General features: G+C 59.0%; 23 protein-coding genes and 1 pseudogene. 11 read left to right on the top strand and 13 right to left on the bottom strand.

What is annotated here, in order from left to right; translation table 11 throughout:
* From MO767_RS07180 to MO767_RS07205, 6 genes are all read right to left on the bottom strand, one after another.
* Complete coding sequence (locus tag MO767_RS07180) at nt 1-240, bottom strand: BolA family protein (RefSeq protein ID WP_007912386.1); 240 nt, start codon at nt 238-240, stop codon at nt 1-3.
* 114 nt (nt 241-354) lie between these two features.
* Complete coding sequence (locus MO767_RS07185; RefSeq protein WP_282479966.1) at nt 355-660, bottom strand: STAS domain-containing protein; 306 nt, start codon at nt 658-660, stop codon at nt 355-357.
* Nucleotides 657-1313 (bottom strand): ABC transporter substrate-binding protein, encoded by a 657-nt coding sequence (locus MO767_RS07190; RefSeq protein WP_282479967.1) that lies wholly within the window; start codon nt 1311-1313, stop codon nt 657-659. Before MO767_RS07190 ends, MO767_RS07185 begins: the two co-directional genes overlap by 4 nt.
* 11 nt (nt 1314-1324) lie before the next feature.
* Nucleotides 1325-1792: an outer membrane lipid asymmetry maintenance protein MlaD gene (gene mlaD / locus MO767_RS07195; protein ID WP_046045861.1), complete on the bottom strand. Its 468-nt coding sequence runs from the start codon at nt 1790-1792 to the stop codon at nt 1325-1327.
* Nucleotides 1792-2589, bottom strand: coding sequence for a lipid asymmetry maintenance ABC transporter permease subunit MlaE (mlaE, locus tag MO767_RS07200; RefSeq protein ID WP_282479968.1), 798 nt, complete (start codon nt 2587-2589; stop codon nt 1792-1794). Before mlaE ends, mlaD begins: the two co-directional genes overlap by 1 nt.
* Nucleotides 2589-3398: an ATP-binding cassette domain-containing protein gene (locus MO767_RS07205; RefSeq protein ID WP_282479969.1), complete on the bottom strand. Its 810-nt coding sequence runs from the start codon at nt 3396-3398 to the stop codon at nt 2589-2591. The genes mlaE and MO767_RS07205 overlap by 1 nt, the downstream gene beginning before the upstream one ends.
* A 275-nt stretch (nt 3399-3673) precedes the next feature.
* Here MO767_RS07205 and MO767_RS07210 point away from each other — a divergent pair, with 275 nt between their 5' ends.
* The 10 genes from MO767_RS07210 (at nt 3674) to MO767_RS07255 (ending at nt 10701) form a co-directional block, all read left to right on the top strand.
* Nucleotides 3674-4648 carry a KpsF/GutQ family sugar-phosphate isomerase gene (locus MO767_RS07210; RefSeq protein WP_282479970.1) on the top strand — a complete coding sequence of 325 codons (975 nt, stop codon included), beginning with the start codon at nt 3674-3676 and terminating at the stop codon, nt 4646-4648.
* The gene (locus tag MO767_RS07215; RefSeq protein WP_282479971.1) at nt 4648-5172 is read left to right on the top strand and encodes an HAD family hydrolase; all 525 of its coding nucleotides are present in this window, start codon (nt 4648-4650) and stop codon (nt 5170-5172) included. Before MO767_RS07210 ends, MO767_RS07215 begins: the two co-directional genes overlap by 1 nt.
* A 7-nt stretch (nt 5173-5179) precedes the next feature.
* Nucleotides 5180-5752 (top strand): LPS export ABC transporter periplasmic protein LptC, encoded by a 573-nt coding sequence (gene lptC / locus MO767_RS07220; RefSeq protein ID WP_282480098.1) that lies wholly within the window; start codon nt 5180-5182, stop codon nt 5750-5752.
* Nucleotides 5739-6287 (top strand): lipopolysaccharide transport periplasmic protein LptA, encoded by a 549-nt coding sequence (gene lptA, locus MO767_RS07225; protein WP_282479972.1) that lies wholly within the window; start codon nt 5739-5741, stop codon nt 6285-6287. Before lptC ends, lptA begins: the two co-directional genes overlap by 14 nt.
* Complete coding sequence (gene lptB / locus MO767_RS07230) at nt 6287-7012, top strand: LPS export ABC transporter ATP-binding protein (RefSeq protein WP_090175473.1); 726 nt, start codon at nt 6287-6289, stop codon at nt 7010-7012. Before lptA ends, lptB begins: the two co-directional genes overlap by 1 nt.
* A gap of 184 nt (nt 7013-7196) precedes the next feature.
* Nucleotides 7197-8690: an RNA polymerase factor sigma-54 gene (locus tag MO767_RS07235; RefSeq protein WP_046045855.1), complete on the top strand. Its 1494-nt coding sequence runs from the start codon at nt 7197-7199 to the stop codon at nt 8688-8690.
* Between the two features lie 74 nt (nt 8691-8764).
* Entirely contained in the window at nt 8765-9073 is a 309-nt protein-coding gene (gene raiA / locus MO767_RS07240; RefSeq protein WP_007941242.1) for a ribosome-associated translation inhibitor RaiA, read from the top strand.
* A 12-nt stretch (nt 9074-9085) separates the two neighbouring features.
* Nucleotides 9086-9550, top strand: a complete 465-nt coding sequence (gene ptsN / locus MO767_RS07245) for a PTS IIA-like nitrogen regulatory protein PtsN (protein ID WP_282479973.1) — start codon at nt 9086-9088, stop codon at nt 9548-9550.
* Between the two features lie 2 nt (nt 9551-9552).
* Nucleotides 9553-10410: an RNase adapter RapZ gene (rapZ, locus tag MO767_RS07250; protein ID WP_282479974.1), complete on the top strand. Its 858-nt coding sequence runs from the start codon at nt 9553-9555 to the stop codon at nt 10408-10410.
* Nucleotides 10411-10425: 15 nt separating this feature from the next.
* A complete protein-coding gene (locus MO767_RS07255; protein WP_282479975.1) occupies nt 10426-10701 on the top strand; it encodes an HPr family phosphocarrier protein in 276 nt (91 codons plus the stop codon).
* A gap of 7 nt (nt 10702-10708) precedes the next feature.
* On the opposite strand, the gene MO767_RS07260 is transcribed toward MO767_RS07255, so the two are convergent.
* The 5 genes and pseudogenes from MO767_RS07260 to pmbA form a co-directional block, all read right to left on the bottom strand.
* Nucleotides 10709-11602, bottom strand: coding sequence for a ZIP family metal transporter (locus MO767_RS07260; protein ID WP_282479976.1), 894 nt, complete (start codon nt 11600-11602; stop codon nt 10709-10711).
* A gap of 30 nt (nt 11603-11632) precedes the next feature.
* The gene (locus tag MO767_RS07265; RefSeq protein WP_282479977.1) at nt 11633-12244 is read right to left on the bottom strand and encodes a superoxide dismutase; all 612 of its coding nucleotides are present in this window, start codon (nt 12242-12244) and stop codon (nt 11633-11635) included.
* A gap of 1 nt (nt 12245) precedes the next feature.
* Nucleotides 12246-12674, bottom strand: coding sequence for a hypothetical protein (locus MO767_RS07270; protein ID WP_282479978.1), 429 nt, complete (start codon nt 12672-12674; stop codon nt 12246-12248).
* Nucleotides 12675-12701: 27 nt separating this feature from the next.
* Nucleotides 12702-13937 (bottom strand): annotated as a pseudogene (locus tag MO767_RS07275) (class II fumarate hydratase); the annotation flags it as partial.
* A gap of 315 nt (nt 13938-14252) precedes the next feature.
* The gene (gene pmbA / locus MO767_RS07280) at nt 14253-15599 is read right to left on the bottom strand and encodes a metalloprotease PmbA (protein ID WP_134422008.1); all 1347 of its coding nucleotides are present in this window, start codon (nt 15597-15599) and stop codon (nt 14253-14255) included.
* Between the two features lie 108 nt (nt 15600-15707).
* Between pmbA and yjgA the strand changes: the two genes are divergently transcribed.
* Nucleotides 15708-16232 carry a ribosome biogenesis factor YjgA gene (yjgA, locus tag MO767_RS07285; protein ID WP_282479979.1) on the top strand — a complete coding sequence of 175 codons (525 nt, stop codon included), beginning with the start codon at nt 15708-15710 and terminating at the stop codon, nt 16230-16232.
* Nucleotides 16233-16280: 48 nt separating this feature from the next.
* Here the strand turns inward: yjgA and tldD are convergent, their stop codons facing one another.
* Both tldD and MO767_RS07295 read right to left on the bottom strand, forming a co-directional pair.
* Nucleotides 16281-17723 carry a metalloprotease TldD gene (gene tldD / locus MO767_RS07290; protein ID WP_282479980.1) on the bottom strand — a complete coding sequence of 481 codons (1443 nt, stop codon included), beginning with the start codon at nt 17721-17723 and terminating at the stop codon, nt 16281-16283.
* Nucleotides 17724-17741: 18 nt separating this feature from the next.
* Nucleotides 17742-18590, bottom strand: coding sequence for a carbon-nitrogen hydrolase family protein (locus MO767_RS07295; RefSeq protein ID WP_282479981.1), 849 nt, complete (start codon nt 18588-18590; stop codon nt 17742-17744).
* Nucleotides 18591-18663: the final 73 nt, after the last annotated feature.

The raw sequence follows: 18663 nt of genomic DNA on the forward strand, positions 1-18663 counted from the left end.
TCAGGTGCGCTCGGCCCAGGCCGCGCTGCTGAAAAATTTCATAGTGACCGCATGGATGCTGCCATCGGTGATCCATGGGTTCAAATGGGCATAGATCTGCTGCTGACGCTTCACCGGGCTCAACGCCGCCAGTTCATCGCTAATCACGTTCAGCTGAAAGTTGCAGCCTTCGCCCTCGACTTCTACTAGGGTTCCTGGCAGCTTTCCTTCAAGGAAGCTCTTCACTTCTACGGCCTGCATGCTCAACCTCAATCGGCGCCCTGTGCGCGCGGGTCGGACATCATACAAAAAAGCCCCGCGCCTGCGAACCCCGCGAAGCAGGACTCTGACGGGGGGGCTTCTTTATAGATGCGGTTAGGGATGCGCCAACAGCTCGGTCAATTCGCTGACCTGAGCGATTTCGCGCATGTCTTCTGGCATCCCGCGGATGCTCAGCGCCTTGCCGGCCGCCTCTGCATCACGCATGAAGCACAGCAGCAGCGACAAGCCGACACTGCTGGACTTCAACACTGCCGAGCAATCGACCACCAGTGCAGCGGCCTTGCTGGATTTGATCAGCGCCTGCCCCTGCTTGCGCAAGTGGGGGCCAGTGCGGTAATCCAGCATGCCGCTAAGCGTCAGCTCGCCGGATTCGCTCATGCGAATGGCCGACACACTCATTGAGCTTGCGTCTCGGTTGTTTGCTTCTGACTCGCTTCCTTGGCTTTGGCGACTTCCCCAGCCCAACCATTGATGGTCTTGTCCAGGTCGTTGCCATTGCGCTGCATCGCATCAGCGAACTGATCACGGAACAGCTTGCCAATGTTAATGCCGTTAATGATTACGTTGCGCAACTTCCACTCGCCATTGATCTTTTCGAGTGTGTAAGACACAGGATAGACCGCGCCATTGGTGCCCTTGACGGTCATGCCAACGCTTGTACGGTCTCCCGACTCATCCTTGGCAGGGTCTACGACGATCCCCTGGTTGTTGTATTCGAGCAAAGCGTTGCCATAGAACTGGAACAGACCCTTTTTGAAGTTTTCTTCAAAGGTCTTCATTTGCGCAGGCGTGGCTTTGCGCGAGTATTTAACCGTCATGATGCTCTTGGAAATGCCCTCGGCATCCACAACAGGTCCGACGATGCTGTCCAGTGCGGCATAAAAGTCTTTCGGATCCTGCTTGTACTTCTCTTTATTGGTCGCCAGATCGGCAAGTAACCGATTGGTGGTGTCCTTTACCAGTTCGTGCGCGGAAGGCGCCGCCACGGCGTTAGCCATCAAAGGCAGGGCCGCGAGTATTACCAACAGGCCACGTCGCAAGGTAGAGATCATTCAAAAGCTCCTCATTTGGCGTCTTTACTAACGGTATTGAGCAGAAATTTACCGATCAGGTCTTCGAGTACCAGCGACGACTGCGTGTCGTGGATGGTTCCACCATCCTTGAGCAAGCCTTCTTCGCCGCCCACGCTGAGACCGATGTACTTCTCGCCCAACAGGCCAGCGGTCAGGATAGATGCAGTGGAGTCAGTCGGCAGGTTATCTACGCGCTTTTCCAGCTGCATGGTCACTCGACCGGTGAAACTGTCGCGGTCCAGATCGATCGCCGTGACCTTGCCGATGGTCACACCGGCCATGGTCACTTTAGCTCTGACCGTCAAACCGGCGATATTGTCGAAATACGCATAAAGTTTATAAGTGTCGGTGGTTGCGCTCGGGGACAGGCCACTCACGCGCAACGCCAGTAACAGCAAAGCCAGGATGCCAGCCAGCAAGAAAAGGCCGACACCGATTTCCAGGGTGCGGTTTTGCATCAGAAATCTCCAAACATCAAGGCGGTCAGAATAAAGTCCAGGCCGAGTACAGCCAAAGAGGCATACACCACGGTCTTGGTAGTGGCACGACTGATCCCCTCGGAAGTGGGCTCGCAGTCATAGCCTTGGAATACGGCGATCCAGGTCACGACAAAGGCGAAAACGATGCTTTTGATGATGCCGTTGAGCACATCGTCTGCAAAGGTCACGCTGTTCTGCATGTTGGACCAGTAGGAACCTTCATAGACACCCAGCCAGTCGACGGCCACCCACGAACCACCCCAGATTCCCACCACGCTGAAGATCATCGCCAGCACCGGCAGGGAAATGAAGCCGGCCCACAGGCGCGGGGCAATGATGTACTTGAGCGGGTCGACACCAATCATTTCCAGACTGGACAGCTGCTCGGTGGACTTCATGTTGCCGATTTCGGCAGTCAATGCCGAACCGGCGCGCCCGGCGAACAGCAATGCCGTGACCACGGGGCCCAGTTCACGCAACAGCGTCAGCGCAACCATCTGGCCGACCGCCTGCTCCGAACCGTAGCTGGATAGAATGTTGAAGCCTTGCAGCGCCAGCACCATGCCAATGAATACCCCGGAGACCACGATGATCACCAGGGACATTACGCCCACCGAATGCAGTTGCTTGATCAGCAAGCCAAAACCGCCGCCAATGCCGCCACGGCCAAGCAAGGCATGAAACAGGAATATCGCCGAACGGCCGAACACCCCCAGCACGTCAATGCCAGCGTGTCCGAACCGGCGAACCCGTTCTATTAGTGAAATCTTGCGCATCAACGCTGCCCCAGAAGATCTGCGCGGTAATCCGTCGCTGGAAAGTGATAGGCGACCGGACCGTCAGGCTCGCCTGTCATGAATTGACGGATGCGTGGCTCCTGCGAGTTCATCAGCTCCTCGGGAGTGCCCTGCCCCAATACCTGGCCTTCGCCGACGACATAGATGTAATCGGCGATGCTCGCGGTCTCGGCCAGGTCGTGGGATACCACGATACTGGTGATGCCCAGCGCATCGTTGAGCAGGCGGATCAGACGCACCAGCACGCCCATGGCGATGGGGTCCTGGCCGACAAATGGCTCGTCATACATGAGAATCTGCGGGTCGAGGGCGATTGCACGGGCCAGCGCGACACGACGCTTCATGCCGCCGGACAACTCGTCAGGCATCAGATCGATGGCGCCACGCAAGCCCACGGCCTGCAATTTGAGCAGGACAATGTCCCGGATCATTTCTTCCGGCAGTTCGGTATGAACGCGCAGCGGAAAGGCGACGTTCTCGAACACATCGAGATCGGTAAACAGAGCACCGCTCTGAAACAGTACGCCCATGTGCTTGCGCGCATCGAACAGGTCACTGCGCGATAGCTTCGGCAGGTTCTGCCCGTTGACCCAGACTTCGCCTTTGGTGGGCCGCAACTGTGCGCCCATCAGCCGCAACAGCGTGGTCTTGCCACACCCGGAAGGCCCCATGATGCCGGTGACCTTGCCGCGCGGAATACGTATATCAACGTTATTGAAAATGCTGCGCGCACCGCGCTTGAAGGTCAGTCCCTTCAGCTCGACCGCGTAGGCTTTATCGGCACTCATCTAAACTCCTTGCGATGCAGCCTCTCACTCGGACGCCTGGCTTTCTCGCGAAAGCACAACCTCCTGGGCAGGCCGAACTGGCGGCGAACTATATCACTGCAAAGGCCAAGCGCCCAAGGCCCAAGCCGGGCCATGTTGAGGAACATGACAGTCTAAAAGCTTCCATTCAGGGGGATTAGGTAACCAGGAATGACAAAGCGCGACGAACTTGCGTGAGGGTTTCGATCATTACCGTTATAATCGCCGCCTTTTCATCAGGCTATACGATTTCTGACATGAGCCAATCCAGCGACCTGATTCAATCTGCCCAACGCACCATCCGCCTCGAACTGGAAGCCGTACAAGGCTTGTTGCCCCGTATCGACGCAGATTTCGTACGCGCTTGCGAGATGATTCTGGCCAGCAAAGGCCGCGTGGTCGTGGTCGGCATGGGCAAATCCGGGCACATCGGCAACAAGATTGCCGCCACCCTGGCCAGCACCGGCACCACAGCCTTTTTCGTGCACCCGGCCGAAGCCAGCCACGGCGACATGGGCATGATCACCCGCGACGACATCATCCTGGCGCTGTCGAACTCCGGCTCCACCAATGAAATCGTCACCCTGCTGCCACTGATCAAACGTCTGGGCATTCAATTGATCAGCATGACCGGCAACCCTGATTCACCGCTGGCGAAGGCTGCCGAGGTCAACCTCAATGTGCACGTCGAGCACGAAGCGTGCCCGCTTAACCTGGCGCCGACCTCGTCGACCACTGCCGCACTGGTCATTGGCGACGCCCTGGCCGTTGCGCTGCTGGAAGCCCGCGGTTTTACCGCTGAAGATTTCGCCTTTTCCCACCCCGGCGGCGCGCTTGGCCGACGCCTGCTGCTGAAAGTGGAAACCGTCATGCACGCCGGCGCAGAACTGCCCCAGGTGCAACGTGGCACGCTACTCAAGGACGCCTTGATGGAAATGACCCGCAAGGGCCTGGGCATGACCGCGATTGTGGAGGCCGACGGCAAACTGGCCGGGATCTTCACCGACGGCGACTTGCGCCGCACCCTTGACCGGACCATCGACATCCACCATACGACCATCGACGAGGTCATGACTGTTCATGGAAAGACCGCCCGGGCCGATATGCTGGCAGCCGAAGCCCTGAAAATCATGGAAGACCATCGAATCAACGCGCTGGTAGTGGTGGACAAGGAGGACCGTCCGATCGGCGCCTTCAACCTGTCCGATCTGCTGCGTGCAGGAGTAATGTGATGAGCACCAACCTGCTGCAACGCGGCAAGAATATCAAACTGGCGGTTTTTGACGTCGATGGCGTACTGACCGACGGACGCCTGTACTTCCTCGAAGACGGCAGCGAATTCAAGACGTTCAACACCCTCGACGGCCAAGGCATCAAGATGTTGATGGCAGCCGGCGTGCAGACGGCTATCATCAGCGGCCGCAAGACCCCGGTGGTCGAGCGACGAGCAAAGAACCTCGGTATTCCACACGTGTACCAGGGACGCGAAGACAAACTGGTGGTGCTCGACGAGCTTCTTGCCCAACTCAACCTAAGCTATGAGCAAGTCGCCTATCTCGGCGACGACCTGCCGGACCTGCCGGTGATTCGTCGCGTCGGTCTGGGCATGGCGGTGGCTAATGCTGCCAGTTTCGTGCGTGAACACGCCCACGGCATCACCCAGGCCCGCGGTGGCGAGGGTGCCGCTCGCGAATTCTGCGAATTGATCCTGCGCGCGCAGGGCCGCCTTGATGCGGCAAACGCCGCGTACCTGTGAGCCAACTATGCTGAGCAAAAAAATTCGCAAAATCCTAGTATTCGGCTGCATCGCGGCGATTTTCGCGGCGGTCGGCTACTGGAACATCAGCCCGGAGCGTTTCCTCGACCGGCCGATGGCGAAGGTCGATGAAACCGCGATTGACTATTACGCGATCAACGCCCATAGCGTGCAGTACCTGCCGGACGGCAAATTGCAATATGAAATGACGTCCGACAAGGTTGAACACCTGAAAGCGACCGAAGTGACACTGCTGACCAATCCCGACCTGAACATGTTCCGCGGCACCGAGTTTCCGTGGCACGTCCAGAGCGAGCACGGCGAAGTGAATCCCGACGGCACCCAGGTCGAACTGATTGACTCGGTGCGCATCACGCGCTTCGACGAGAAAAACCGCAAGACCCTGATTACCAGCACCCGCATGACAGTGTTCCCGCAGCAGCAATATGCGCAGACCGAGCAACCCGTTAGAATCGACGGCGCTGGTGGTGTGTCGACTGGCAAGGGAATGAAAGCGTATTTGAAAGAAAGCAGGATACACCTGCTATCGAACGTAAGAGGACAGTATGAGGCTCGTTAAAACCCTCCCTATTTTGCTCGGCCTGAGCGCAGCACTGGGAAGCGTGAGCGCCTGGGCACTGCCGACCGATCAAATGCAGCCTATCCGCATTCAGGCCGACGATGCCCAACTGGACGACAAGAATGGCGTTGCCACCTATAAAGGTGACGTGATCATCACTCAGGGCTCGATGATCGTTAAGGGCAACACCGTGACCATCACCCGCACGCCGACCGGCGACATTGACGTGGTGACCTCGGTGGGTAACCTCGCCTACTTCGAGCAATTGCAAACGGCAGGCGACACCAAGCCTGTTCAGGGCTGGGGCGTGACTATCCAGTACCACGCAGCGCAAAACCGCGTCGTGCTGATCGATAAGGCAAAAGTTGTCGACAAGGACAACAACGTCACCCAAGGCGAGAAAATCGTCTACGACACGGTCAAAAAGCTTGCGAGCGCCGGTCGCGCGACGGGCAACAAGGTCACCGAGTCGCGTCCGCGCATCGACATGGTGATCCAGCCCAAGAAGAAAACCGACGAGCAAAAGGCCCAGTAATGGCAACTCTGAAAGCTCAGCATCTGGCCAAGAGCTACAAGAGCCGCCAGGTCGTGCGTGACGTCAGCCTGTCGATCGACAGCGGTCAGATCGTCGGCCTGCTAGGTCCCAACGGCGCCGGCAAGACCACCTGCTTTTACATGATTGTCGGTCTGGTACAGGCCGATCAGGGCCGCGTACTGATTGACGACCTGGATGTCAGCCACCAGCCTATGCACGGTCGTGCGAAGGCCGGTATCGGCTATCTTCCGCAAGAAGCATCGATCTTCCGCAAACTCTCGGTAGCCGACAACATCATGGCGATCCTCGAGACCCGCAAGGAACTCGACAAGGACGGTCGTCGCAAAGAGCTCGAAAGCCTGCTGCAGGAATTCCATATCAGCCACATCCGCGACAATCTCGGGATGAGCCTGTCCGGTGGTGAACGCCGCCGTGTGGAAATCGCCCGGGCACTGGCTACCAACCCGAAATTCATCCTGCTCGACGAACCGTTCGCCGGCGTGGACCCGATTTCGGTGGGCGACATCAAGCAGATCATCTATCACCTCAAAGCCAAGGGCATTGGTGTGCTGATCACTGACCACAACGTCCGTGAAACCCTGGATATCTGCGAAACCGCCTACATCGTCAACGATGGCCAGCTGATCGCCGAAGGTGACTCTGCCACCATCCTGGCCAACGACCTGGTCAAGGAAGTGTATCTGGGCCATGAGTTCCGCCTGTAAGCACTGAGATGTCTGGCTGGTTGCTCGGGCGCTTGTCTCGATAAGAAATCAACATTTTTTTATTGTTACAGCGCTCTAGGCAAACGCTGCAATTTCGGGCATATAATTTGCTTATGTTTGGCGCTCCGGCGCCCTGTAGTGGATGGCGCATGTGCGCCGGCGAATAAGGTGTTAAGCCCCTGCCATGAAACCATCGCTAGTCTTGAGAATGGGCCAGCAGCTGACGATGACACCGCAGCTGCAACAGGCCATCCGCTTGCTCCAATTGTCGACCCTGGACCTGCAACAGGAAATCCAGGAGGCCCTGGAGTCCAATCCGATGCTCGAACGCCAGGAAGAAGGCGACGATTTCGATAACGCCGACCCCTTGGCCGACAAAGCCGAACAGCAACCTAACGTCGACATTCAGGAACCCTCCTACCAGGAAACCGCCCCGACGGTTGATAACCTCGAGGAAGGCGACTGGAACGAGCGCATCCCCAACGAACTGCCCGTCGATACCGCGTGGGAAGACGTCTACCAGACCAGCGCCAGCAGCCTGCCGAGCAACGATGACGACGAGTGGGACTTCACCACCCGGACATCGGCCGGCGAAAGCCTGCAAAGCCACCTGCTGTGGCAACTGAACCTGGCCCCGATGTCCGACACCGATCGCCTGATCGCCGTGACCCTGATCGACTGCATCAACAATCAGGGCTACCTGGACGAAACCCTCGAGGAGATTCTCGAAGCCTTCGACCCGGAACTGGACATCGAACTGGACGAAATCGAAGCCGTCCTGCATCGCATCCAGCAATTCGAACCCGCTGGCATCGGCGCCCGCAACCTGGGCGAATGCCTGCTGCTGCAATTGCGCCAGTTGCCCGCCAAGACGCCTTGGCTGGTCGAGGCCAAACGCCTGGTCACCGACTACATCGACCTGCTCGGCAGCCGCGACTACAGCCAGTTGATGCGTCGCATGAAGCTCAAGGAAGACGAACTGCGCCAAGTGATTGAACTGGTGCAGAGCCTCAACCCGCGCCCAGGCTCGCAAATCGAGTCCAGCGAAGCCGAATACGTCGTTCCCGACGTGATCGTACGCAAGGACAACGAGCGCTGGCTGGTGGAGCTGAACCAGGAATCCGTGCCACGCCTGCGGGTCAATGCTCAATACGCCGGTTTCGTGCGCCGCGCCGACACCAGCGCCGACAACACCTTCATGCGCAATCAGTTGCAAGAGGCCCGCTGGTTCATCAAGAGCCTGCAAAGCCGTAACGAAACCCTGATGAAAGTAGCCACTCAGATCGTCGAGCATCAGCGCGGCTTTCTTGAGTACGGCGACGAGGCCATGAAACCGCTGGTCCTGCATGACATCGCCGAAGCGGTGGGCATGCACGAGTCGACGATTTCACGGGTGACCACGCAGAAATTCATGCATACCCCACGGGGCATATATGAACTGAAATACTTTTTTTCCAGCCACGTCAGCACCTCCGAGGGCGGTGAATGCTCGTCCACGGCGATCCGCGCGATCATCAAAAAACTGGTTGCCGCGGAAAATCAGAAAAAGCCGTTGAGTGACAGCAAGATCGCTGGTTTACTGGAGGCACAAGGCATTCAGGTGGCTCGCCGCACCGTCGCCAAGTACCGCGAATCCCTCGGGATCGCGCCTTCGAGCGAACGCAAGCGGTTGATGTAGAGCCACGCCACAGCGTTCCAGTGGCAGGCATTTCTGCCTGCCGCTTTATGCACTGGCAACGAAGGAGAAGCTGTATGCAAGTCAACATCAGTGGACACCAACTGGAAGTGACCGAACCTCTTCGCACCTACATCGGCGAAAAACTCGAACGATTAGAGAGGCATTTCGACAAGATCACCAATGTGCAAGTCACCATGACGGTCGAAAAGCTCAAGCAGAAAATCGAAGCCACGCTGCATATTCCCGGCAATGAAGTGGTCGCAAACGCAGAGCATACCGATATGTACGCAGCGATCGACGCACTGACCGACAAGCTGGATAAACAACTCAAAAAGCATAAGGAAAAGACCCAAAGCCTCCTCCAGGGCGCGACCGGTCGTTAACACTCCCAACCCATGATCCGACTTGAAAGCATCCTGACCCCCGGCCGTTCCCTCGTGAACGTGCCGGGCGGCAGTAAAAAGAAAGCCCTCGAACAAATTGCCAACCTTATCCACAAAGAAGTGCCGGATCTGGAGATGCAAGATGTCTTCGAGGCTCTGATTGCCCGTGAAAAACTCGGCTCAACCGGTTTTGGCAACGGCATCGCCATTCCCCACTGCCGCCTGAAGGGCTGCACCTTGCCCATCAGCGCCCTGATGCACCTTGATGCACCCATCGATTTCGACGCCATCGACGGCGCCCCGGTTGACCTGCTGTTCGTTCTGCTGGTCCCGGAAGCCGCTACCGATGCGCACCTGGAGTTACTGCGCCAGATCGCCAGCATGCTCGACCGCAAGGAAGTGCGCGATAAACTGCGCAGCGCCCCGAGCAATGAAGCCTTGTATCAGGTTGTCCTGGACGAGCAAAACGGTCATTAATCATGCGCTTGATCATCGTCAGTGGCCGCTCCGGCTCAGGTAAAAGTACCGCACTCGATGTTCTCGAGGACAACGGCTACTACTGCATCGACAACCTGCCCGCCGGCCTGCTGCCGGAACTGGCCGAACGCGCTTTGATTCACACCGAGCTGGCGCAACCGCTGGTTGCCGTATCGATCGATGCGCGTAACTTGCCGAGTCACTTGTCGCGGTTTCCCGAGCTGCTGGAAGAAGTGCGCAGCCGGCATATCCAGTGTGATGTGCTTTATCTGGACGCCGACGAAGAAACCTTGCTCAAACGTTTCTCGGAAACCCGCCGTCGTCACCCGCTGAGCAACGCCAATCGCTCGCTGGCTGAGGCCATCAACGATGAGACCGCCCTGCTCGGGCCGATTGCCGACCTCGCCGATCTCAAAGTAAACACCACCAACCTGAACCTGTATCAGCTGCGCGACACCATCAAGCTGCGCCTGCTGAACCAGCCGGAACCCGGTACGGCGTTCCTGGTGGAGTCTTTCGGCTTCAAGCGTGGCATGCCGGTGGACGCTGATCTGGTGTTCGACGTGCGCTGCCTGCCGAACCCTTACTGGAAGCCAGAGTTGCGCGATCAATCCGGGCTCGACCAAGCGGTTGCCGAGTACCTGGCGGCACAGCCGGACGTCGAAGAGATGTTTCAGGACATCTCCACCTACTTGTTCAAGTGGCTACCCCGCTTTGCCGCCAGCAACCGTGCTTATGTCACCATTGCCATTGGCTGCACCGGCGGCCATCACCGCTCGGTCTACCTGACCGAGCGTCTGGGCCAGGCCCTGCAAAAAACCCTGAAGAACGTCCAGGTTCGCCACCGCGACCTCAGCTAAAGGATTCACACCGCGATGCCTGCTCTGGAAATTGAAATCATCAACAAGCTGGGCCTGCATGCCCGCGCTTCTGCAAAATTCGTTGGCGTCGCCGGTGAGTTCAAGGATTGCACGATCAGAGTAGGACGCACGCCGGAATCCACGGTCGACGGAAAAAGCATCATGGCAATGATGATGCTCGCTGCGGGCAAGGGCACCAAAATCCACCTGAATACAGAAGGTGAACAAGCTGATGAGGCGCTGCAGGCATTGGTGAATCTGATCAACGACTACTTCGGCGAAGGCGAATAGCGCTCGCCTAAGCGAGCGCTGTATCCATCACCATCATCAAGCAAAACCCGATCAGCAACCCAAGACTTGCAAGCTTGTCGTGACCATTGCGGCGCGACTCGGGAATGACTTCATGGGTGACCACCAGCAACATTGCCCCGGCCGCCAGTGCCAACCCCAAGGGCAACAACAATTCGGCCAGGCTCACCAGCCAGGCACACAGCAGTGCAAATACCGGTTCGACCAACCCTGATGCAGCACCGATCAGGAACGCCTTGACCCGCGACATCCCTGCCCCGGCCAGTACCAGCGCGATCACCAGACCTTCCGGCACATCCTGCAAGGCGATGCCCATGGCCAGGCTATCGGCGTCGGGCATGCCACCCCCCGCCGACACACCAACCGCCATGCCTTCGGGGATGTTATGGGCAATGATCGCAAACACAAACAACCAGATTCGCGGTGGAATCACTGGCCGTTCCAGAGTGCCAACCAACATTTCCGGGCTGACCCCGGAGACCTTTCGATCCACCAGAAATAGCCCGAACGCACCTAGCATGATGCCGAAACTGATCAGTCCGCTGGCCGCCCAAGGCGTCAGCCCCAGGTTTTCAGCGGCAGAGATCCCCGGAACGATCAACGAAAACGCTGTCGCCGCGAGCATTACCCCGGCCCCGAAGCCGAGCAGTGTATCGCTGACCGTCTGGGGCATCCGTCGAATGACCAGCACGGGCACCGCGCCCAAGGCAGTGCCCAAAGCGCAGATCGCCCCGCCTTGCAGCGCGCGCAGCAGTTTCGGTTCGAGGTCCAGCCACGCCAAGCCTTGGGCAACCAATAACGTCATGCCTGCCAGCAGTAACAGCGATCCGAATGCGTAACGAAACATTCGTCCACTTCCGATCGCCAGTGTTTCAGTGCCCATAGCCAGCCTTGGATTGGTTTTGCAGAAGTCTTAAACCAGTGCAGCCTGATAGCGCGTAGCGACTTCAGGCCAATTGATCACGTTGTAGAACGCGTTGATGTATTCCGGGCGACGGTTCTGGTACTGCAGGTAATAAGCGTGCTCCCAGACATCCAGGCCGAGGATTGGCGTATTGCCGCTCATCAATGGACTGTCCTGATTACCGCTGCTTTCAACGACCAGTGTCTTTTGCGGCGTCACACTGAGCCACGCCCAGCCGCTGCCGAAACGAGTCAGCGCGGCTTTGGTGAAGGCTTCCTTGAAACTGCTCAGGCCGCCCAGTTGCTCATCGATCGCCTCAGCCAAGGAGCCTTCAGGATTGCCGCCGCCGTTGGGCGCCATCACTTCCCAGAACAGCGAATGGTTGGCATGCCCGCCGCCCTGATTAATCACCGCCGCGCGCAGCTTTTCCGGCAGTTGCTGGACAGCAGACACCAGTTTCTCCACCGTCCACTCGGCAAACTCGGTGCCTTCCACCGCAGCGTTGAGGTTGTTGATGTAGGTCTGGTGATGCTTGGTGTAATGGATTTCCATGGTCTGCGCATCGATGTGCGGTTCCAGGGCATCGTAGGCGTAGGGCAAGGCAGGCAAGGTAAAAGCCATTTCAATGAACTCCATGATGTAAAGGCGCAGGCGAGGCAGCGTCGATATGCAGCAAACGATGGGTGCGCGGGTATTTGCCGTGTTCGCTGATGAAATTCAGCAGCTCGACGTAGGTTTTGCTGCTCTGGCGCAACGCTGCTTCACGCAGGGCCGGCGCCAGCCGTGGATCCTGCATGGTCTGCAACAATCGCTGATGGATGGTGCACAGGTACTCGGCGCTCTCCTCAGGCTGGTTCAGACGCAAATGCAGATCCGCCAGGTTGTGGTGGGAAATCACGCAGGCCGCGACCGCCTCGTCGGCATCTGCCCAGCGCTCGAACAACACCTGGGCCAGGGCCAATGCCTGCAAGTAAGCCTCGCGGGCATCGACCAGTTCGCCCAGCATGAAACATCGATTAGCCCTTTCGATCGTGCGTTTCCAGTGCTCCATGGTCAGCCTCCAAAGCGGTTGCGGCGATTACACGCCGCCTGCGGTAAGTTTTTCAGGGTCCAGCAAAACCTCAAGCTGGCTGCGCGACAGGTCGGTGTGTTCCAGAGCGACATCGATCACCGACCGGCCCTGTTGATAGGCCTTCTTGGCGATCTCCGCGGCTTTTTGGTAACCAATGATCGGGTTGAGTGCCGTGACCAGGATCGGGTTACGCGACAGCGCTTCCTTCAGCCTGGATTCGTTGACCTTGAAGCTGGCGATGGCCTTTTCACCCAGCAGATGGCTGGAGTTGGTCAGCAACTCGATGCTGCTCAGCAGGTTCTGGGCGATGATCGACAGCATCACATTCAGCTCGAAATTGCCCGACTGACCGGCAATGGTGATGACCGTGTCATTGCCGATGACCTGAGCGGCGACCATGGCGGTCGCTTCCGGGATCACCGGGTTCACCTTGCCAGGCATGATCGAAGAACCCGGCTGCAAAGCTTCGAGTTCGATTTCACCAAGACCGGCCAGCGGGCTGGAGTTCATCCAGCGCAGGTCGTTGGCGATTTTCATCAGCGAAACGGCCGTGGCCTTGAGCTGACCGGACACGCTGACCGCCGTGTCCTGAGAGCCGATCAGCGCAAACAGATCCTCGCCCGGTTTGAATTGCACTTGGGTCAGCTTGCTCAGTTGCTCACTGAAACGCGCCGCGAATTGCGGATGAGCATTGATGCCGGTGCCCACCGCCGTGCCGCCCTGAGCCAGGGATTGCAGACTCGGCAGCAGATCCTGCAGATGACCGATGTTGGCCTTGAGCTGCTGCGCCCAACCGTTGAGCACCTGGCTCATGCGCACCGGCATCGCGTCCATCAAGTGAGTGCGGCCGGTTTTGACGTGGTGATGAACCTCTTCGGCCTTGCGCTCGATCACCTGAACCAGACGCACCAGCGCCGGCAACAATTGCTCGTGCAACGCCAACGCAGCACTGACGTGGAGGGTGGTCGGGATGATGTCGTTGCTGCTTTGGCCGCAATTGACGTGATCGTTGGGGTTCACCGGCTCGCCGAGCAGGCGGCTGGCCAGGGTGGCGATCACTTCATTGGCGTTCATATTGGAACTGGTGCCGGAACCGGTCTGGAAGATATCCACCGGAAAATGCTGCATGAAGTCGCTTTGGAGCAGGCCCAGCGCCGCATCGACAATGGCTGTGCCCTGGGATTCGCTGATTTGCTTGAGCTCGATGTTGGCTCGGGCAGCGGCGACGGTGTCGAGTAACAGGCGCAAAGAAGTTTCGGCGATGGTCCAGTGAGAGGTGGCCGTGCAACAGGCGAGATACCGACCTTCGGCCAGGTAATGTTCGATCAGGCGAGGCTCGTCAGGGTCCATCGCGCAACGGATCTGGCGACTCATCCAGCGCCAGCTTTCGAGGTAAGGCTGCTCGTGCAAGGCAGAACTCATGATCCGGGCTCATTCGGTAATGAGATTTATTATTAATTGATAATAAGAACCAACACAACCCCAAGAAAATCAACGCACAAAAAAGGCGCGCCCCCCCACGAGGGGGGGCCCGCCTTTTTGTGTAACGGTTAAGCGTTAGCTGCCGGCTACTGTCATCCGCTCGATCAGCACCGAACCTGTGCGAATGTTGCTGCGCAGTTCCAGGTCATTACCGACCGCAACGATCTGTTTGAACATGTCACGCATGTTGCCGGCGATGGTCACTTCCTGGACCGCAAACTGGATTTCACCATTCTCGACCCAGTAACCCGCCGCTCCACGGGAGTAATCGCCAGTGACCATGTTCAGACCCTGGCCCATCAATTCAGTCACCAGCAGGCCGCGGCCCATGCGGCGCAGCAAGGCTGCCTGGTCTTCGTCGCCATGGGTGACGAACAGGTTGTGCACACCGCCCGCGTTGGCGGTGCTCGGCATCCCGAGCTTGCGGCCGGAGTACGTGCCGAGAATGTACGAGACCAACTCGCCTTTCTCGACGAACGGTTTGGCGTATGTTGCCAAACCATCGCCATCGAACGCCGAACTGCCCATGGCGCGCATCAGGTGCGGACGCTCATCGATGGTCAGCCATTCCGGGAACAGTTTCTGCCCTAGCGTGCCTTCAAGGAACGAGGATTTGCGATACAGACTGCCGCCGGAAATCGCCGAGAGGAAACTGCCGAACAAACCACCGGCCAGTTCCGCGGAAAACAGCACCGGCACTTCGCAGGTCGGTACCGGACGCGCACCCAGACGGCTCGCCGCCCGCTGAGCAGCACGCTGGCCGATGCTCACCGGGTCGGCCAGCAAGTTGCCCTGACGGTTCACGTCGTACCAGTAATCGCGCTGCATCTGGCCGTCGGCCTCGGCGATCATTACGCAGCTCAGGCTGTGACGGGTCGACGCGTAACCGCCAATAAAACCGTGGCTGTTGCCGTAGACACGGCAGCCCTGATGGGTGCTGAGGGTCGTGCCGTCGGCGTTCTTGATCCGGCTGTCGGTGGCAAACGCCGCCGCTTCGCAGGCCAGCGCCTGCTCGATGGCTTGCTCCGGCGTGATGTCCCATTCGTGGAACAGGTCGAAATCCTGCAGATCCTTGGCCATCAGCGCAGCGTCTGCCAAGCCCGAAGCTTCGTCTTCGGACGTGTGCTTGGCGATGGCCAATGCGGCGGCGACGGTTTCACGAATCGCCTCCGGACCGCTGGCGGACGTGCTGGCCGAGCCCTTGCGCTGACCGACGTACAAGGTGATGCCGAAGCCCTGATCGCGGTTGAATTCGACGGTTTCGACTTCACGCTGACGCACCGAGGTCGACAGGCCCTGCTCCAGGGACACCGCCACTTCACAGGCACTGGCGCCCTGGCGCTTGGCTTCAGCGATGATCTGCTCGACTTGTTCTTGCAGTGCCGGCAACGCTTGTGGGCCGACGCTTTCAACTGCACTCATGCTGTTCTCCACTCAAATTCTGCTTTCGGCTGGGGCCTTCGAGCGACCGGGCCGGACAAGCGGCCCCCGACTGGTTATCATGGCGGCGTTTCTTTGCGGACGGCCACCATGGTTGATTCTTACGACGACTCCCTCGATACGGGAGAAAAAAGCAAATCCCAGGTTAAACGCGAGCTGCATGCTCTGGTTGACCTCGGCGAGCGCCTTACAACGCTCAAGCCTGACTTGCTGGCAAAACTGCCGTTGACCGACGCTATGCGCCGGGCACTGGCCGATGCGCCCAAGCACACCGCGAATATCGCGCGTAAACGGCACCTCATGTTTATCGGCAAACTGATGCGCGACCAGGACACTGACGCCATTCTGAGCTTGCTCGATCAACTCGATGCCTCCACCCGGCAGTACAACGAACGTTTCCATGGCCTGGAACGCTGGCGCGATCGCTTGATCGCGGGCGACGATGCGGTCCTGGAGAAGTTCGTGGTCGACTACCCGGAGGCTGATCGTCAGCAATTGCGCTCCCTGATCCGTCAGGCCCAGCACGAACTGGCGACCAACAAGCCACCGGCATCTAGCCGTAAAATCTTCAAGTACATCCGTGAGCTGGACGAGACTCAACGCGGTCTGCGTTAAATCTCGAATCGGGTGAGCTGCATTGCAGTTCACCCGAAGCTCCATTCCTCAAGATCCTGTGCCACCCACAGTGATCGCATCGATTTTCAGCGTTGGCTGGCCGACACCCACCGGCACCGACTGCCCATCCTTGCCACACGTCCCCACGCCGCTGTCCAGCGCCAGATCGTTACCGACCATCGACACCTTGCTCATGGCTTCCGGCCCGTTGCCGATCAACGTCGCGCCTTTGACCGGGGCAGTGATTTTGCCGTCTTCGATCAGGTACGCCTCGCTGGTGGAGAATACGAATTTGCCGCTGGTGATATCCACCTGACCGCCGCCGAGGTTGGCGCAGTAGATGCCGCGTTTCACCGAGGCGATGATTTCTGCCGGGTCGCTTTCGCCCGCCAGCATGTAGGTGTTGGTCATGCGCGGCATCGGCAGGTGCGCGTAGGATTCGCGACGACCGTTACCGGTGCGGGCCACGCCCATCAGGCGGGCGTTGAGTTTGTCCTGCATGTAGCCTTTGAGTACGCCGTTTTCGATCAGTGTCGTGCACTCGGTCGGGGTGCCTTCATCATCGACGCTCAGAGAACCGCGACGACCGGCCAGCGTGCCGTCATCGACGATGGTGCACAGCTTGGACGCAACCATCTCGCCCATGCGCCCGCTGTAAGCCGAACTGCCCTTGCGGTTGAAGTCGCCTTCCAGACCGTGGCCGACCGCTTCGTGCAGCAGCACGCCGGACCAGCCCGACCCCAGCACCACTGGCAACGTACCGGCCGGCGCAGGAATGGCTTCCAGATTCACCAATGCCTGACGCAGCGCTTCACGGGCATAGCCCATGGCGCGGTCATCGCTGAGGAAATAACGGTAATCGGTACGACCGCCACCGCCATGACCGCCGCGCTCACGGCGACCGTTCTGCTCGACGATCACACTGACGTTAAAGCGCACCAACGGCCGTACATCGGCGGCCAGGCCGCCGTCCGTGGAAGCCACAAGGATTCGTTCCCAGACACCCGCCATGCTCACGGTCAATTGCTGAATACGCGGGTCGAGGGCGCGAGTCGCGACGTCGATACGCTTGAGCAGTTCGACCTTCTCGGCACGGGTCATGACTTCCAGCGGGTTGTCCGGCCCGTACAGCTGGGCGACATCCTGAGTCGTGAAGGCTTGCACAGTGCCGTTCTGACCGGCGCGGGAGATCGAACGGGCCGCACGGGCCGCGGCGCCGAGGGCTTCAAGGGTAATGGCATTGCTGTAGGCAAAGCCGGTTTTCTCACCCGATTGCGCTCGCACGCCAACACCTTGGTCGAGATTGAAGCTGCCTTCCTTGACGATTCCGTCTTCCAGCGCCCAGGACTCGGAAATCTGCCCCTGGAAATACAGGTCGGCGGCATCGATGCCCGGGCCGGCCAGATCGCCGAGCACACCTTGCAGGCTCTCGATCGTTACGCCACCAGGCGCCAGGAGGTGTTCACTGACTGAGGACAACAACTCGCTCATATGCTTTACGCCTTAAATTCATCGTTCTGAGGCAGGTCGCCGGGCGCCCTGCGAGAAAAAGCGCCGGTGACTGGACACCGGCATCCGCGCCCTGATGGACGCCTGTTCGCTGCTATCGCGTTCGGCCAGCAGCACGGCCTCGCCTTGATCCTGTTGCGCCAGCACACGTCCCCACGGGTCGATTATCGCGGCATGGCCAAAGGTTTCTCGCGGCCCCGGATGCGTCCCACCCTGGGCAGCCGCGAGCACATAACATTGAGTTTCGATGGCCCGCGCGCGAATCAACACCTCCCAATGCGCCGCGCCGGTCACCGCGGTAAAGGCCGACGGTGCGGTAATCAACTCCGCCCCGGCAGCGCGTAATTCGCTGTACAACTCCGGGAAGCGCAGGTCGTAACACACCGTCAGCCCGACTCGACCGACGGGCGTGTCCGCCACGACTACCCCACTGCCATAAGCATAGTCATCGGATTCGCGATAACGCCCGCGATTGTCCGCCACATCGACGTCGAAAAGGTGCAACTTGTCATACCGTGCAACGGTTTCGCCGTGGTCATCCACCAGCAGCGAGCAGGCATGCACTTTGGCCGTCGGTTGATCCACCGGCGGCAACGGCAACGTGCCGGCTACTATCCATAACTTGAGGTCGAGGGCGGTCTGTTTCAACCATGGCAGGATCGGGCCTTCGCCCAATGCCTCGGCGCGGCCGATGTCGGCAATGTCGCGACGGCCCATGGCGGCGAAGTTTTCCGGCAGTACGGCAAGCCGGGCACCACCGGCCGCCGCTTGCTCGAGCAGCCGACGAGCCTGGGCCAGATTGGCCAGCACATCGCTCTGGCTGACCATTTGAATCACCGCAAAAGACATGGCCTTTTCCTAATCTGGAATCAACACATACAGGGAACTTACGGCCATGCTACTCCATCGACCATAGGGGTGG

It is taken from the genome of Pseudomonas sp. UYIF39, from assembly GCF_029963765.1.
In the GTDB taxonomy this organism is placed as follows: Bacteria; Pseudomonadota; Gammaproteobacteria; order Pseudomonadales; family Pseudomonadaceae; genus Aquipseudomonas.